The sequence below is a fragment of the Rufibacter sediminis genome, assembly GCF_014269285.1.
In the GTDB taxonomy this organism is placed as follows: Bacteria; Bacteroidota; Bacteroidia; order Cytophagales; family Hymenobacteraceae; genus Nibribacter; species Nibribacter sediminis.
The window spans coordinates 200882-216912 of sequence record NZ_JACOAF010000058.1 but is presented as its reverse complement, the minus strand read 5'-3'; the positions used below and the strand labels follow the sequence as shown (position 1 = coordinate 216912).

Below are 16031 nucleotides of genomic sequence, written 5' to 3'. Positions count from 1 at the left end.
GGTCTCCCCTTCGGGCTTTTGCTTTTACGGGTCACCTGATGATCGTTATCCAAGCGGAGCTATTCGCTTGCATAACGATCATCGGTTTATGGCCTCTTTTCAGAAAACGGCGCTTAAGCGGGTCAGTGCCAGTTCTTGTCTGGTTGCTTCTTTAACCGGTGGGCGGCATCTACTACGTCCTGTAATTCCACGGGATCGTTGAAGGGATCTTCATCCAGGGAGGTCACGCGGTTCAGTTCTTTCTGCCAGCGGCGCAGCTCCGCGATGTACGGTTCACATTCCACCCGTTTCAGCAAGCCGTTTTCCGGTTCCAGATCACAGAGGCCGTTGTGCAGCCATTCGCCGGTGTGCCAGTCAGGCATGTCAACGGCGGGGAAAAGGCAGACGCCGTGCAAGTCTATTCCTGCTTCTACCGCCGCCAGAGATTCATCCATGACATCGCGCAGCCAGTCTTCGCGCCCGTCTTTCATGCCGCTGGTTTCGCCAATGATCATCGGGCGCTGGTACCGGTCCCAGACCAGGTGCATCAGGTCGCAGAGCGGTTTGATGCGGCCATCGTCCGGAGGAAGGGCGGCATGCGGTCCTTGCTCCCGGTACTCCATCTGCCCGAAAGAATAGTTGTTGGCGCCCACAATGTCCAGGATCTCGGGCGAGCCGCCAAACTCCGGGTGCTCTTTCCCCGCAATGATGTCCCAGGCCAAAAATGTATCCACGTAGGTTTCATGGTGGGCGGCTTCGGCTAAATCAGGGCGATCTTTGGGCGCCACCACCTGTACCAGCGGATCAATGTGTACCATGCGGGCCTCGGGCACCACTTCCCGAATGGCTTTCACGCCCGCGATGGCAGCTTTGCAGAGAGCCAACCGCAGTTTGAAACGTTCTTCCTTCGTTTTCTTATAAGGAGCAACCCAGCCCCATTCCCCGGCGCAGAAGGAAAAGAACGTGATCTCGTTGATGGGCGTGAAGAAATAAGGTCCGGGCAGCCGGGTGGTGACGTACGCGGCGGCGGCGCGGCAGTAATCAGCAAAACGCTGCGTGAATGCATCGGTGAAAGGATCCAGATCATCGGGGTACCCGTAGTGGCAAAGGTCCCAGATGGACAGGATCTTCTGCTTCTGCATGGACTCTATCATGGGATCGATGGACGAGAAATCATACTCGCCCGCGGTGTCTATCATGGGCCACGGAATTCCCTCCCGGGAGACGGCTATCCCCAACTTGCGCAGGAGCTCGTAATCCTTTTCCGCAAAGCGGTCGTGCTGGGTTTCCTGGATGAGGTTGCGGCGTTTCTTGTCTTTCCAGAGAAACGTAGAACACTCAAATCCAGAGATAAAGAAGGTGGGGAAGATGCCGGGACGTTTTGCCATACCTAAACTAACTCCTAAACTCTGCAAAGGTTCGCCCACTCCGTTTTTGCGGTACATTTCGGTTTTCACCCCCAAAGCTCCTTGACCAGCGACTCGTTATCTTTCATCTGAGAGCCAGTGCTGCAGACACCCGGGAGGCCGAGTTTTCCAGGTCATTTACCGCAATTGACGCCATCCATTGGCCTGTCTTTTTACTAATTTTTTTGTTTCGCGTAAAGAGAAAAGAACCGGACGACCAACGTCTACCTTTAATCTGAGAGAAAACCTACGACTATGAAAAAGCTGATCACGACCAACCTATTTGCCCTGGCGCTGGTAGCCAGCCTCTGCGCTTCGTGCGGCGGTGACCGCCCCGCGGCGGAGAAAACCGGAAACACCAACACCGAAGACATGGTGGAAGGCGCAGACGGAGGACTGGATTCCCTAGACCTGGAGGACACCACCACTACCACCACCGGCAGCACAGATCAATAAGGACACCGGACTGCCGAGGCTCTCTCGGAAGTTTCTCTTTTCCAAATAACTACCTGCAAAGGTGCGCTTTAGGCTTGATTTCTAAAAAACTGGCCTAAAGCGCAACTTTGCCCATAAGGAGCTTCTCACTTGGAAAACAGCCACTTGAAAACACCCGGAAACTCTCGCTGCCAGTAGCTTTCTTTGTGCTCGCCGTCCGCATCAACCTGGTATTTGAGGGCAGAGGGCTTCAGTCCCCGCTTGATGAGCAGATCCCGCATGCGGGCCATGTCGGGAACCATTTCTTCGCTTTCCTTCGCCCCGGCCACCAGATACAATTTCAGCTTTTTAGAGGGCTTGGTTTTGGCTACGTAGTCATACAATTCCGGCGACACCCAGAAGGCCGGAGAGAACACGCCAACCTTGCCAAACACCTTGGGGTATTTCAAGGCCGCGTACAGAGAGATTAAACCGCCCATGGAGCTGCCCGCAATGCCAGTGTGCGTTTGCCCCGGCAGCGTGCGGTAATGCGCATCCACGTAGGGCTTCAGGGTTTGGGCCAGGAAATCAACGTACGCATCGCCTTTTCCGCCGCCGTATTTAGTGTTGCGCCAGGGCGTGTATTCGTTCATCCGCTCTTCGCCGCCGTTGTCAATGCCCACCACAATGACCTCACGGCCTTCGGTATTGAACAGCTGGTTCAGAGATTCATCTATGCTCCATTCACCGCTGTAGCTATAGAAGGCATCAAACAGGTTCTGCCCGTCGTGCATGTAGAGCACCGGATATTTCTTCCCCGAGGTTTCGTAATCAGGGGGCAGGTACAACCAGATGCGGCGCGATTTGTTCAGCTGGGGCATCCAGAAGGCATTGTCCAACACCTGCACATTGGCCGCTGCCGTATGCACCTTGGCCACCGGAGCGAAATTGTCCTGCCAGTTCTCCACTTCCAGCCGGAGGGTGTCTTTTCCAGGTCCAGGTGTATACACCCGGTTTTCCCGTCCGGCTCCGCTGGCCAGTGTTTCACCGGTCTCCCAACTGCCACGCGTGATTTTAAATTCCAGTTTCCCCGAACCGGCCGGAAGGGCGAGGTAGTACCGGTGGTTCGCCGCTTTCGTGAACGCGAAGTTGGTGGCGCGTGGGTTCCAGTTGTTCAGGTTTCCTGCCAGAAAAAGCGTGTCCTGGGCTGGCGTGCACTCGGGCAGCTTCCTGATTTCTATAGTCACCTGAGCCTCAGCAGATAGCGCTTCCAGCAGCAGCAACCCCAATAAGCCGAATACCTTAACACCTACTTTCATAATATGGCATTTTTTAATCCAGGAAATCGATTTCTTAATTAAAAAAGTGTAGATTTACCTTCATGATTTTACAATATTAACAATACTATCTCTTTAAACACGCTAGAAACTCCTCTGCCCCGCTGAAATTCGAGACTTATTTAACTGAATTTCCCCGGCTTAGGAGCTTTTTGGTAGCTTGGGTGGTCTGTAAAGCAAGTTATAAGAACCTGAAAGCGGCGAGCCAAGTGCTTTAAAGCAGTTTCAAGAGATAAAAAATCGTTTTCGGGCCGATTTTTATAAAACAGGGCGAAAACATAAAAACTGAGGCTTTTACTAAGGCCTCGCCCGAGTGGATGAACATCTTAAGTGCGTGTGGTCGGCCTGCGGGCGGCTCACTTAACCTGAACTGACAAAACATGAAGTACCCAGTTGTTTCTCCGGTGTTTGCCAAAGGACTCGCGTTCCTGGGCATTCTACTGCTTTCCTTTACGAGCCAAGCCCAGAAGAAAGCCGGGATCACCCGCATTGACCCCACTTTCTGGTGGGTGGGCATGAAAAACCAGAACCTGCAGTTGCTGGTGTACGGCCCCAACGCCGGCACGTACACGTATACAATAGAGTACCCCGGCGTGCAGCTACTCAAAACCCATCAGGTAGAGAACCCCAATTACGCCTTCCTGGACCTCAGCATTGCCGCTTCTACCAAACCCGGCTCCTTCACCATTACTGGCCGAAAAGGCAAAGACAAACTGACCCGCCAATACGAACTGAAGGCCCGCACCCAGGAGCCCAAAGCCCAGGGCGTGACCTCCGCTGATTTCATATACCTGGTCCTGCCCGATCGCTTCGCCAACGGCGATCCCAAGAATGACAAATTCAAGGACATGGCCGATACCCAAGCTGACCGAAAAAACCCATTTCTGCGGCACGGGGGGGATATAAAGGGCATCCAGAACCACCTGAATTACTTTGAGGAACTGGGCGTGACTGCGCTGTGGCTGAACCCCATCATTGAGAACAACCAACCCCTCACCGACGAAGGCGGCCAGATGCGCAGCGCCTACCACGGCTACGCCTTCACCGATCATTACCAGGTAGACAAGCGGCTGGGTGGCAATGAAGCGTACAAAAAACTCATCCAGGCGGCCCACGCAAAAGGAATGAAAATTGTGCAGGATGCCGTGTACAACCACGTGGGCATCAACCACTGGTTTATCAAAGACATGCCGTCTAAAGACTGGGTGCACCAGTTCGCCACGTACACCAACACTTCGCACAAGTTTCAGCCCATCATTGACCCGCACGCGGCGCAGGCCGACTGGACCGTGATGATGAACGGATGGTTCACCCCCTTCATGCCCGATTTGAACCAGAACAACCCCTTCGTGGCCAATTACCTGATTCAACACGCCCTCTGGACGGTGGAGCACTTCGGGGTGGATGCCTGGCGCATTGACACCTACATGTACAACGATGATCCGTTCATGAACCGCTGCAACCAAGCCCTGCTGGATGAGTATCCCAACCTCCATATCTTCGGCGAAGCCTGGGTGAACAACGTGGTGGCGCAGTCCCGCTTCACGCGCAGCAACATCAACTTTCCCAACCAAAGCAACCAACCCGGCACCCTAGACTTTGTTCTGTTTAACGCCATGAACGACGCCCTGAACCAGAGTTTCGGTTGGGATGAAGGCGTGAGCAAAGTACACCAGGTGCTGGCCCTGGATGCCGTGTACCAGGACCCTATGAAACTGGTCACCTTCCTGGACAACCATGACATGAACCGCTACTTCTCGGTAATTGGCGAAGACCTGAACAAGTATAAGATGGGCCTGACCTGGCTGCTCACCACCCGCGGCATCCCCTCTCTCTACTACGGCACCGAGATCCTGATGAAGAACTTCAAAGACCCGTCAGACGCCGAAGTCCGTCGTGATTTTCCGGGCGGTTTCGCGGGAGACAAGGAAAATAAATTCACCTCCGCTGGCCGCAATGAGCGCGAGAACGAAGCCTTCAACTTCGTGAAGAAACTGGCCACGTACCGCAAGAACATCCCCGCCCTGCACTCGGGCAAACTCATGCAGTTTGTGCCGCAGGATGGCCTGTATGTGTACTTCCGGTATGATGAAAGCAAAACCATCATGGTCGCCACTAATTCCACTGACAAAGAAGCCACTATGAAAACTGATCGGTTCGCGGAGCGCCTGAACGGTTTCACCAAAGCGAAGAATGTCCTGAGTGACGAGAACTTGCCCAACCTGATCGATATGAAGATTCCGGCTAAAACCGCCTTGGTGCTGGAGCTTCAGAAATAACCTATTTATCACCTGATTTTCCCAAAACAGGCCCAAAACAACCTACACGTATGCGCACGATAAACGCTTGCCTTTTTGATTTAGACGGAGTACTGGTAGATACCGCCGTGTACCATTTCAAAGCCTGGCGCCAACTGGCCCAAACCCTCGGGATTGATTTCACCGAGCACGACAACGAGCGCCTCAAGGGCGTGAGCCGGGTACGGTCGCTGGAGATCATCCTGGAAATTGGCGGCCAAACCATGGAACAGGAAAGGATGCTGGCTCTCTGCGAGCAGAAAAACACCGAGTACCTGCAGGATGTCGCCAAAATGACCCCAGACGAGATTCTCCCCGGCGTGGTGGATTTCTTGAAAGCGCTCAAAGCCGAAGGCATCAAAATCGCCCTGGGGTCGGCGAGTAAAAACGCCCAACTCATTCTGGAACGCACGGAGCTGCTCCCCTACTTTGACGCCATCATTGACGGCCGTCACGTAATCCACGGCAAACCAGACCCCGAGGTATTCCTGAAAGGAGCCGAAGCCTTAGGCGTGCTGCCCCAGGAATGTGTGGTCTTTGAAGATGCCGTGGCCGGTGTAGAAGCCGCCAAAAACGGACACATGCTCTGCGTAGGCGTGGGCCAACCCGAGGTCCTCACCCAGGCGGACATCGTGGTGAAAGATCTCACCGAAATGTCCATTGTCCGCCTGCGCGAACTGGGGCAGAAGCCCGGAGATGTGGGGCAGTTTATCGCAAACTAGGCTTAAAACAGATTGGACAATTGGCAGTTAACAATCCCATTTGTTGAGGAGGTTGACTGCAGAATAAACGTTGGATAGTAGGGGCAATCCCTTGTGGTTGCCCTAACACAGATGCAGCCGCATAAGGGCAACCACAAGGGATTGCCCTGACTCTAATCTGCGCAGTAGAAAACAAGAAAGAGAAATGATTCTCAGAATGCCTGACCGGCGTGAGCAATCATCCTGGCTCTCCCAGAGAGCTGATAAAGAGAAAAATAAATACTGAAGCTTTCGGGCTGTTTTTCAGAAAACAGCCCGAAAACAGAAAAACTAACAACCAGAAAAAAGTCCTGATACGTGTGTCTTGATACTTGATACGAACTATATATGAAACAATATCTTACCGTTGACGAGTGGTCGATAATCGAAGAAGGTTTTCACCCGCACTATAACCAGATATCCGAGAGCGTCTTCAGCCTGGGCAACGGCCGCATGGGCCAGCGCGCCAACTTTGAGGAGGCCTTCACCGGCGAAACCTTGCAGGGCAATTACGTAGCCGGCGTATATTACCCAGACAAAACGCGCGTGGGCTGGTGGAAGAACGGCTACCCAGAATACTTCGCCAAGGTGCTGAATGCCGCCAACTGGATTGGCCTTGACGTAAAACTAGACGGCGAAACCCTGGACCTGCACCAATGCGAGGTACTGGAATTCCGCCGCGAACTGAACATGCGCGAAGGTTGGCTGCAGCGTACGTTCACCGCCCAGCTGCCCAGCGGTAAGCAGGTGCGCGTGGATGCCAAACGCTTCACCAGCATTGTGGACGATGAGGTAGGGGCTATCCGGTACAGCATCACGCCGGTGAACTTCAGCGGTACGCTCACCCTTACCCCGTACGTAGACGCCGACATCAAGAACGCGGACTCTAACTATGACGAGAAATTCTGGAACGAGGTACTGCAGGATGCCCAGCCCACCGAAGGCTACGTAATTGCCGAAACCAAGAAAACGTTCTTCCACGTGTGCACCGGCCAACGGTTCCTCGTGACCCAGAACGGCCAGGAACTTGAAGTGAAGGCTACGCCGGTAGAGCGTTCTAAATACATTGCCTCTACCTTTGACGTGGCGGTGCAGGAAGGTCAGGAAACCGTTTTCTTTAAATACGCGGCCAACCTCTCCTCTGAGAATCACCCCAAAGAAGCCCTGCTGGAAAACACCAAAAAGGTATTAGCCGCTGCTGTGGGCAAAGGCTTTGAGCAGATGCTGCAGGAACAAGCCGCGGCCTGGGCGGCCAAGTGGGAAGAAAGCGACATCATGATTGAGGGCGATGCCACCGCGCAACAAGGCATCCGGTTCAACATCTTCCAGCTGAACCAAACCTACACCGGCGAAGACGAGCGCCTGAACATCGGCCCGAAAGGCTTTACCGGCGAGAAATACGGCGGAACCACCTACTGGGACACCGAGGCGTACTGCCTGCCCTTCTACCTGGCCACCGCTGATCCGCACATCGCCCGCAACCTGTTGGTGTACCGCTACAAGCACCTGGAGAAAGCCATTGAGAACGCCCAAAAACTGGGTTTCACCGGCGGTGCGGCCCTGTACCCCATGGTGACCATGAACGGCGAGGAGTGCCACAACGAGTGGGAAATCACCTTTGAGGAAATCCACCGGAACGGCGCCATCGCGCACGCCATCCATGACTACATCCGCTACACCGGCGATGAGAGCTACCTAGCTGAATATGGTCTGGAAGTTTTGGTAGGCATTTCCCGCTTCTGGGCGCAGCGCGTGAACTGGTCTACCGCCAAAAACCAGTACGTGATGCTGGGCGTGACCGGCCCGAACGAGTACGAGAACAACGTCAACAACAACTGGTACACCAGCACCATCGCCACCTGGACCCTGGAGTACACCCTCAAGGCCCTGCAGCAGGTGCAGAACGCAGACGCAACCCGCTACGCGGAACTGGTGCAGAAGATGAACCTGGACGTGGCTCAGGAAACCGAGAAGTGGCAACACGTGATTGACCACATGTACTACGCCGAGGACAAAGACCTGGGCGTGTTCCTGCAGCAGGACGGCTTCCTGGACAAAGAGCAGACGCTGGTGAAAGACCTTGATCCAGCTGACCGTCCGTTGAACCAGAAATGGTCCTGGGACCGCATTCTGCGCTCGGTGTTCATCAAACAGGCCGATGTACTACAAGGCATTTACCTCTTCGAGGACCGTTATGACCTGGATACCATCCGGAGGAACTTTGACTTCTACGAGCCGCGTACCGTGCATGAATCGTCACTCTCGCCGTGCGTGCACTCCATTCTGGCCGCCAAGTTAGGCGACGAGGAACGCGCCTATGAGTTCTACCTCCGTACCGCCCGCCTGGACCTGGACGACTACAACAACGACACCGAAGACGGTTGCCACATCACCTCCATGGCCGGCACCTGGATGAGCGTGGTACAGGGTTTCGGGGGCATGCGCGTGCGCGATAATCAACTGCATTTCAACCCATTCATCCCCTCCGGCTGGACTTCATATTCCTTCAAGATCCGGTTCCGCGGCCACTTGCTCAACATCAAAGTGACCAAAGAAAGCGTTTTGCTGGAAAACCAAAGCGAGAAGGCCATCACGCTGCAGGTGTTTGAGCAAGCCGTTGAAATCAAGGCGAATGCCAAAGCAGAAATTGCGCACCAACTGGCGTAATCAGATTCCGGCTTGCTGGATTCAGCCCGGAGCTAACTGCTGCGCTAATGCGTTTTGAGCCTATTTTCTTGAAAGTAGGCTCAAAACCAAATATAAAAAACTGGCGCGAGACTGAAGTCTCGTGACAAAGGATGAAGCGAGTCTCTAGACTCGCCGGGAACCACGAACCGGGAACCACCAGCCGGAACCCGGGAGTCTGGAGACTACCATCACCCCAGGTCACGAGTCTGGAGACTCGCGCAAGTTATCAAAATTCTTGTTTCACGATCAAACGTGCCACATGCTACAAAAACACACCAAACGTCCTTTTATTTCCTATGTGCTGATGGCGGCGCTGGCGGGAGCCTGTACTTCCACGGCCCCTACCCAAACCAGCACTTCTGAAACCAAAGAACAGGCCAGTACCATGCCAGCCCCTCCCCCAGCTACAGACCCGAACACCACCGAGGAAGAGGTGACGGACAATAAGTTGGTCATTTACCAGATGATGACGCGCCTGTTCGGGAACAAGAAAACCGTGAATAAAACCTACGGCACGGCTCAGGAGAATGGCGTGGGCAAGTTCAATGACATCTCAGACAAAGCGCTGCAGGAGATCAAGCAACTGGGTGCTACCCACGTGTGGTACACCGGCGTGCTGGAGCATGCCTTCATGACCGATTACACCAAGTTCGGGATTCCGCTGGACGATGCCGATGTGGTGAAAGGCCGCGCGGGCTCGCCGTACGCCATCAAGGATTACTATGACGTGAACCCCGATCTGGCCGTGGATGTCCGGAAACGGATGACGGAGTTTGAAGCCCTGGTGCAACGTACGCACGCCAACAACCTGAAGGTCTTGATTGACTTTGTGCCCAACCACGTAGCCCGTACGTATCGGTCAGATGCCAAACCTGCTGGCGTGGAAGATTTCGGGGCGAAGGACGACAACACCGTGGCCTTCAAACCCAACAACAACTTCTACTACATTCCGGGGCAGGCTCTGCAAGTTCCCGAGTCCAACAATCCGTTGGGCCCGGCGCTGAAAGGACCGCTGGAAAATGGCAAGTTTGCGGAAAACCCCGCCAAAGCCTCGGGCAACGACGTGTTCAGCGCATCGCCCAAGGTAGACGACTGGTTTGAAACCGTGAAACTGAACTATGGTGTTGATTACCAGAACAACCGCACGAAGCACTTCGCCCCCATTCCGGACACCTGGACCAAGATGCGCGACATCCTGCTTTTCTGGGCCGGCAAAGGCGTAGATGGTTTCCGCTGTGACATGGCCGAGATGGTGCCCGTTGAATTCTGGGCCTGGGTGATCCCGCAGGTGAAAGCCCAACACCCCGGTATTACGTTCATCGCGGAGATTTACAATCCCAAAGAATACCGCAACTACATCAGTACCGGCAAGTTTGACTACCTCTATGACAAAGTAGGTTTGTACGATGGTTTGCGCCGCCTGATGGAGAACAAAGGCCAGGGCAATACCGCTGATATCACAAAGGTGTGGCAGGAAGAAAGCCGCGGCATCTCCAGCCACATGCTTCGTTTCCTGGAAAACCACGATGAGCAGCGGATCGCCTCCCCTGATTTTGCGGGGACTCCCTTGGCAGGTATTCCGGCCATGACCGTGAGCGCCACCCTGGGCAGCGGACCAGTGCTGGTGTATTTCGGGCAGGAAGTAGGCGAGCCCGGCAAAGGCCACGAAGGCTTCCAGGGTGAGGACGGCCGCACCACCATCTTTGACTACTGGGGCGTTCCGGCGCACCAAGCCTGGATGAACGGTGGCAAATTTGACGGCGGAAAACTCACTCAAGATCAGCAACGCCTCCGCGAATTCTACACCAAGCTGCTCAACCTGAGCACCGGCCGCGAAGCCATCCGGAAGGGAAAATTCTACGCCCTGACAGCTCAGGAAGGCACCGCCCCCGCTGGCGTCTACGCCTATCTGCGCCACACGGCGGAGGAACGTATTCTGGTGCTGGTGAACTTCAGCCGCCAGAACGCTGATTACGCCCTGACCTTACCTGCCAACGCCTTGACTGCCTTAGGCCTGGACAACAAAGGCACATTTCTGCTTCAGGATTTATTGACAGACACCCCGCCGTTGTTCTTCCAACCGACCGTGAAAACCAGCATCACCCTGGCTCCCATGAGCGCACATGTTTTCCTGCTGCAGAAAAAGTAATCGGGAACAGGGAATTTCATGAGGCGGGCTTTTTGCAACGTTTCAGAAAATCGGCCTTAAAACGGAGAATGGTAAATAGAATGCCGGTGAAAATTCAGAACCTTTGCAAGACATCTGTAAAGGTAAAGAAGGAGGAAATCGCGTTTGACCTGTGGATGTTCACCCAAGGCGTCTAAATGAATTGAGACTGGCCGATATTGCGACTGTTTAAAAGCATATCACCCTCGGCTGAGGAAACACGACTTACTACTCTCTGTTTTGGGCCTGTTTTCCTATAAACAGGCCCAAAGCAGAAAACCACCTGGCGCGAGACTCCAGTCTCGTGCCGATGGATGAGGCGAGTCTCCAGACTCGCCGGAAACCATGAGCTGAATTGCAATAGTTGGGAGTCTGGAGACTCCCGGCATCTGAGGTCACGAGACGGTAGTCTCGCGCCAGCTGAATTAGTCAGCAAAGATTTGAAAGAAATAGATAGCAGAAACAGAGATATAAAACGGCACTTTACAACAGAAGAACGAACCCCAACTACACCAACATGGCACAAGTACTACCGGCGCAAGCCAAGCCCCGCCTAAGTTTCTGGCAGATCTGGAACATGAGTTTCGGGTTTATGGGAATTCAATTTGGGTTCGCGTTGCAGAACGCCAACGTGAGCCGGATTTTTGAGACATTGGGCGGAACGGAGATCGCCCTATACTGGCTTGCCGCTCCGGTGACCGGGTTACTGGTGCAGCCGGTGATCGGGTACCTGAGTGACCGCACCTGGAATCCGATCTTCGGACGGCGCAAGCCTTTCTTCCTGGTGGGAGCCATTTTGGCCTCGTTGTCGTTGCTCATCATGCCCAACGCCTCGGTGCTCTGGATGGCGGTAGGCATGCTCTGGATTCTGGATACCTCCATCAACATTTCCATGGAACCGTTCCGGGCGCTGGTGGGCGATTTGCTCCCCTCTGATCAGCGGACCTCGGGGTTTGCGGCCCAGACCTTCTTCATTGGCGTGGGAGCGGTGGTCGCCTCTTCCCTGCCCTGGATCTTCAACAACTGGATCGGGTTGCCGAACACAGCTCCGGCCGGTGAGATTCCCCCGTCGGTGAAGTGGGCTTTTTACAGCGGCGGCGTGGTGTTCTTCTTGGCGGTGCTCTGGACGGTGATCAAAACGAAAGAATATCCGCCGGAGGATTTAGACGAGTTCAAACGCGAGAACAGCGAAACTACCTTCTGGCAAGGCGTTTCTGAGACCTTCCTGGGCATCTTCAAAATGCCGAAGACCATGCTGCAGCTGGCGTTTGTGCAGTTCTTCACCTGGTTTGCCCTCTTCGCGATGTGGATTTTCACCACTCCTGCCGTTACCAGCCACGTGTACGGCACGTCTGACACCACCTCAAAACTCTACAACGAAGGCGCCGACTGGGTGGGCATTTGCTTTGCGGTGTACAACGGTATCTCGGCTATTTTCGCGTTTGTGTTGCCCGTTATCGCCAAAAAGACCAACCGCCGCGTGACGCACCTCATCTGCCTGCTTATTGGCGGGCTGGGGTTGATTTCTATCTTCTTCATCAGCAACCCCAATATGCTGTTGGTGTCCATGATTGGCGTGGGCATTGCCTGGGCCAGTATTCTCACCATGCCTTACGCCATTCTGGCGGGTTCATTGCCGGCTAAACGGATGGGCTACTACATGGGGGTGTTCAACTTCTTCATTGTGATCCCGCAGATTGTGGCGGGTTCTTTGCTGGATTTCATCAACAAGAACATCTTTCACGGCGAGTCTATTTACGTGTTGGTGGTGGGCGGCTGCTCCATGATCCTGGCCGGTTTCATGACCTTGATGGTGCGCGACGTGGATGAACAGTAATCAGCTTTAAACTTAAAAAGGAAGAGCCCGGGACAATGTCCCGGGCTCTTCCTTTTTAAGGCTGTTTTAAGAAAAACAGGCTAGAAACGTGCTGGCTGGATTTACTTCTTCAGCACCAAACTGGTGTAGGCCGGCAAGGTAACCGAGGCTCCTTTCTGCTGGCTTCCTTTCCCTTTGTAGAGCGCTTTGGTATAAGAGCTCAGGTTATTCGGAAGCGCAACGGTGACTTCCTTCGCGGAGAGGTTATGCAAGGCCAGCACCGACTCGTCTCCCTGGGTTCTGACAAACGCGCTGATGCTTTTCTCTTCCAGTTGAACGGGTTCAATGGAGCCGTACGTGAGGGCTTTGCTGCCATTCCTGAGGCTGATCAGGGTTTTGTAGTGGTGGTAGATGGAGTTCTTGTCTTTCTTCTGCGCCGCCACAGATTTCACGGTTTCATCGGTGGTGTTCACGGGTTTCATCCAGCTGGTGCGGCTCTTGTCCTTGGCTTTGGTGTCCCAAAGGAAAGGCTCCCTGATCTGCTCGTCGGGTTTCTTCCCGGTCATGCCAATCTCCTCGCCGTAATACAGGTACGGAGAACCCGGCAAGGTTAAGAGCAACGAAGCCGCCATCTTGGCTTTGTTCACATCGTTGTTCAAGGTGCTCATGATCCGGTTCTGATCATGGTTGCTCAGGATGGTGGCGTCCACGAAATCAGGGTTTACGGATTGGTAGAAGTTGGTGATCTTGGCGTGTTTGATGGCCAGTGAATCGCCTCTTCCTTCGTTTACTGCTTTGGGGATGTTCCAGCTCATCTCGAAGTTAAACAAGGCGGGCAATCCCTTCAGATAAGGCGCCACGATGTCGGACGGTGCCCACACCTCGCCTACCAGGTACACGTCTTTGTTCGCTTTAAGCATCTCGTTCCGGAAATACACCCACCAGTTATGATTATCTATAGGCCGCTCATCCGGGAAAATGTGGCGGGCCGCATCCAGGCGGAAACCATCCACCCCGATCTCGGTAAACCAGAAACGCCCAATCTTGAAGACCTCCTCGCGCAGTTTCGGGCTGTCGAAGTTCAGGTCGGGCATGCCGTCATAGAAGTAGCCGTAGTACAGGTAATCACTGCCTTCTACCTTATGCCAGTGCTGCGTGTTGTCGGAGTCGGCGCCGGTGGGTCTTCCTTCTTTTTGCGTCTGCGGGTCGTTTTTGTGGGTCCAGACGTAGTAATCGCGGTAAGGGCTGTTCTCGTTTTTGACCGCGTCTACAAACCAGGGGTGTTGGTTGGAAGAATGGTTCAAGACCATGTCCATCACTACTTTGATGTTGCGCTTGTGCGCCTGGCTGATGAACTCCTTGAAATCGGCCATGGTGCCGTAATCCGGGTGGATGCCGTAGTAATCGGTGACATCGTATTTGTGGTAAGACGGCGAAGGGTTCATGGGCATGAGCCACACGGCCTCCACGCCCAGGTCTTTCAGGTAGTCCAACTTGGAAGTCATTCCTTTGATGTCACCGATGCCGTCGCCGTTTGAATCAGCGAAAGACTGCACGAAGATCTCATAGGTAATGCCCCGAGGCCACTGGCTGGCTTTGCTTTGCTGCGCGTGCACTTCCTGCACCGGTCCAAAAGCAGTAAAAAGGCTCAAAGCGGCGGCGGTCAGTTGGGAAAGGGTCCGTTTTTTCATAAGTAAGCAGGAATTAGTAATCAAAATGTGATCTGTTTTATACCCAGTAGTGCACCAAAGGAGCACTACTAGGTATTCCGTTTTAAGGGTGAATTTTGGAAAACACTCCTGAAGCATCTATAAAAAGCGAGTCAAGCTTACGGGTGAATTCTGTTAGCGCTTTTGATGCTATTCTGTAAAAAGACGCTTAAAACAGGATGGTGCCTTACCGGCTGTTTTTGGATTGAAGGTTGTAATACTCGCTTTAAAAGAGAAGAGGTTATCTCCTTTGTGACAAGTGAGATAACCTCTTTCTACAAAACCAGAGTGCTGCCTATTGTTTAATAAACAGATAGTTCTCTGTTAGGTCATTGAAGAACACTTTATAAGTGCCAGCGGCCATTTTAATATTGGAAGCACCTGCTCCTCCTTTACCATAAAGCTTAGTAACATCGGTTGAGGAACCCCAGTTGGTATCCCAGGCTTCATTCACACGGAACTTCAACTCTGAGGCTTTGGCCAATGTGATTGATCCACTCCAGATATGAGGGTTCACAGTGGTCTTGGTTAACTTCACATCAGGAGCAGCCCAGCCGTTAAATTCACCAACCAAACCAATTGAATTGAAGGTAGGTTTTCCGGTTGCGTCATAGGGTTCCACTGTAATGGTCATGTCCCGCAGATTAACGGTAACCGTATGGTATCCTGCCTCTTTTATCAAAGATTTGAAGTTATTGACATCTGCTTCTGACGTAGAGCTACGGAAAACAAGTTTGGTCACGCCATTGGCTGTTTCGCCACTTCCCCAGGAAGGTGCCCACTGGCCTAATTGCCCTAAGAGTTTGAAATCATCGGCCTTTAAATAGCCCGTGTAAGTAAACACAAAAGGATCTGTGGCACTTCTGAACATAGGAGTGGCGGCATTCTCATTCCAGGCACCTTCTGTAGCGGCTCCTACCAGGTAAAGAGTAGCATAAGGTGGTTCAGATAGGTAGGGAGTTATCTGAAGCGCAGTGACATCAGAATAGGTAGGAGCATAATTACCACCTACTCCTGCTTTCACTCTTACTTCCATATCTCCTTTTTGGAAGCCAGTCATTTTTAATTCATTGGCGATGGCGTTGAGTTCAGAAACTTTGAGGGTTTTCACCAGGCTGGTGCCATAGTCTTTCACAACGGCATTGGCAAAATCTGTCCCTTTGACACCAAACTCCAGGGAGTAATTCACGGCCGCGCTATATCCAAAATCAGGAGCCGTCCAGCTGAAAGTAATGGCGTCTTTGTTTGCATCCTGATCCGTCAACACCAGCGCCGACTGAGTGGCGGAGAGCAGAGATTTGGTGCCCGGCTGGATCACCACCATGTCTTCATCTTTTTCACAGGACAATAAGCCCAGGCAAAAGACAAACACAAGCAACTGTTTTAAGTATAAGAATTTCATAAATGGAGTTTTTTAAAGCCTGACTTTATTTATTGAGACAAAGGCAAAACCAAGTCTGCCTTTGTCTCAAAAGAAT

General features: G+C 53.2%; 10 protein-coding genes. 6 read left to right on the top strand and 4 right to left on the bottom strand.

The window, feature by feature from the left end; translation table 11 throughout:
• Window positions 1-122 precede the first annotated feature (122 nt).
• Window positions 123-1367, bottom strand: a complete 1245-nt coding sequence (locus H7U12_RS21585; RefSeq protein WP_186641999.1) for a family 1 glycosylhydrolase — start codon at window positions 1365-1367, stop codon at window positions 123-125.
• A gap of 273 nt (window positions 1368-1640) precedes the next feature.
• Between H7U12_RS21585 and H7U12_RS21580 the strand changes: the two genes are divergently transcribed.
• Window positions 1641-1841, top strand: a complete 201-nt coding sequence (locus H7U12_RS21580; RefSeq protein WP_186641998.1) for a hypothetical protein — start codon at window positions 1641-1643, stop codon at window positions 1839-1841.
• Between the two features lie 125 nt (window positions 1842-1966).
• On the opposite strand, the gene H7U12_RS21575 is transcribed toward H7U12_RS21580, so the two are convergent.
• Window positions 1967-3118: an alpha/beta hydrolase gene (locus H7U12_RS21575; RefSeq protein ID WP_186641997.1), complete on the bottom strand. Its 1152-nt coding sequence runs from the start codon at window positions 3116-3118 to the stop codon at window positions 1967-1969.
• 398 nt (window positions 3119-3516) lie between these two features.
• Here H7U12_RS21575 and H7U12_RS21570 point away from each other — a divergent pair, with 398 nt between their 5' ends.
• The 5 genes from H7U12_RS21570 (at window position 3517) to H7U12_RS21550 (ending at window position 12865) form a co-directional block, all read left to right on the top strand.
• Window positions 3517-5415, top strand: a complete 1899-nt coding sequence (locus H7U12_RS21570) for a glycoside hydrolase family 13 protein (protein ID WP_186641996.1) — start codon at window positions 3517-3519, stop codon at window positions 5413-5415.
• Window positions 5416-5465: 50 nt separating this feature from the next.
• The gene (gene pgmB / locus H7U12_RS21565) at window positions 5466-6155 is read left to right on the top strand and encodes a beta-phosphoglucomutase (protein WP_186641995.1); all 690 of its coding nucleotides are present in this window, start codon (window positions 5466-5468) and stop codon (window positions 6153-6155) included.
• A gap of 366 nt (window positions 6156-6521) precedes the next feature.
• The gene (locus H7U12_RS21560; protein WP_186641994.1) at window positions 6522-8840 is read left to right on the top strand and encodes a glycoside hydrolase family 65 protein; all 2319 of its coding nucleotides are present in this window, start codon (window positions 6522-6524) and stop codon (window positions 8838-8840) included.
• Between the two features lie 406 nt (window positions 8841-9246).
• Window positions 9247-11010 (top strand): alpha-amylase family glycosyl hydrolase, encoded by a 1764-nt coding sequence (locus H7U12_RS21555; protein ID WP_186642092.1) that lies wholly within the window; start codon window positions 9247-9249, stop codon window positions 11008-11010.
• Window positions 11011-11545: 535 nt separating this feature from the next.
• Window positions 11546-12865 (top strand): MFS transporter, encoded by a 1320-nt coding sequence (locus tag H7U12_RS21550; protein WP_241749609.1) that lies wholly within the window; start codon window positions 11546-11548, stop codon window positions 12863-12865.
• Window positions 12866-12966: 101 nt separating this feature from the next.
• On the opposite strand, the gene H7U12_RS21545 is transcribed toward H7U12_RS21550, so the two are convergent.
• Window positions 12967-14535, bottom strand: a complete 1569-nt coding sequence (locus H7U12_RS21545; protein WP_186641993.1) for an alpha-amylase family glycosyl hydrolase — start codon at window positions 14533-14535, stop codon at window positions 12967-12969.
• 313 nt (window positions 14536-14848) lie between these two features.
• Window positions 14849-15955, bottom strand: coding sequence for a SusE domain-containing protein (locus H7U12_RS21540; protein ID WP_186641992.1), 1107 nt, complete (start codon window positions 15953-15955; stop codon window positions 14849-14851).
• Window positions 15956-16031: the final 76 nt, after the last annotated feature.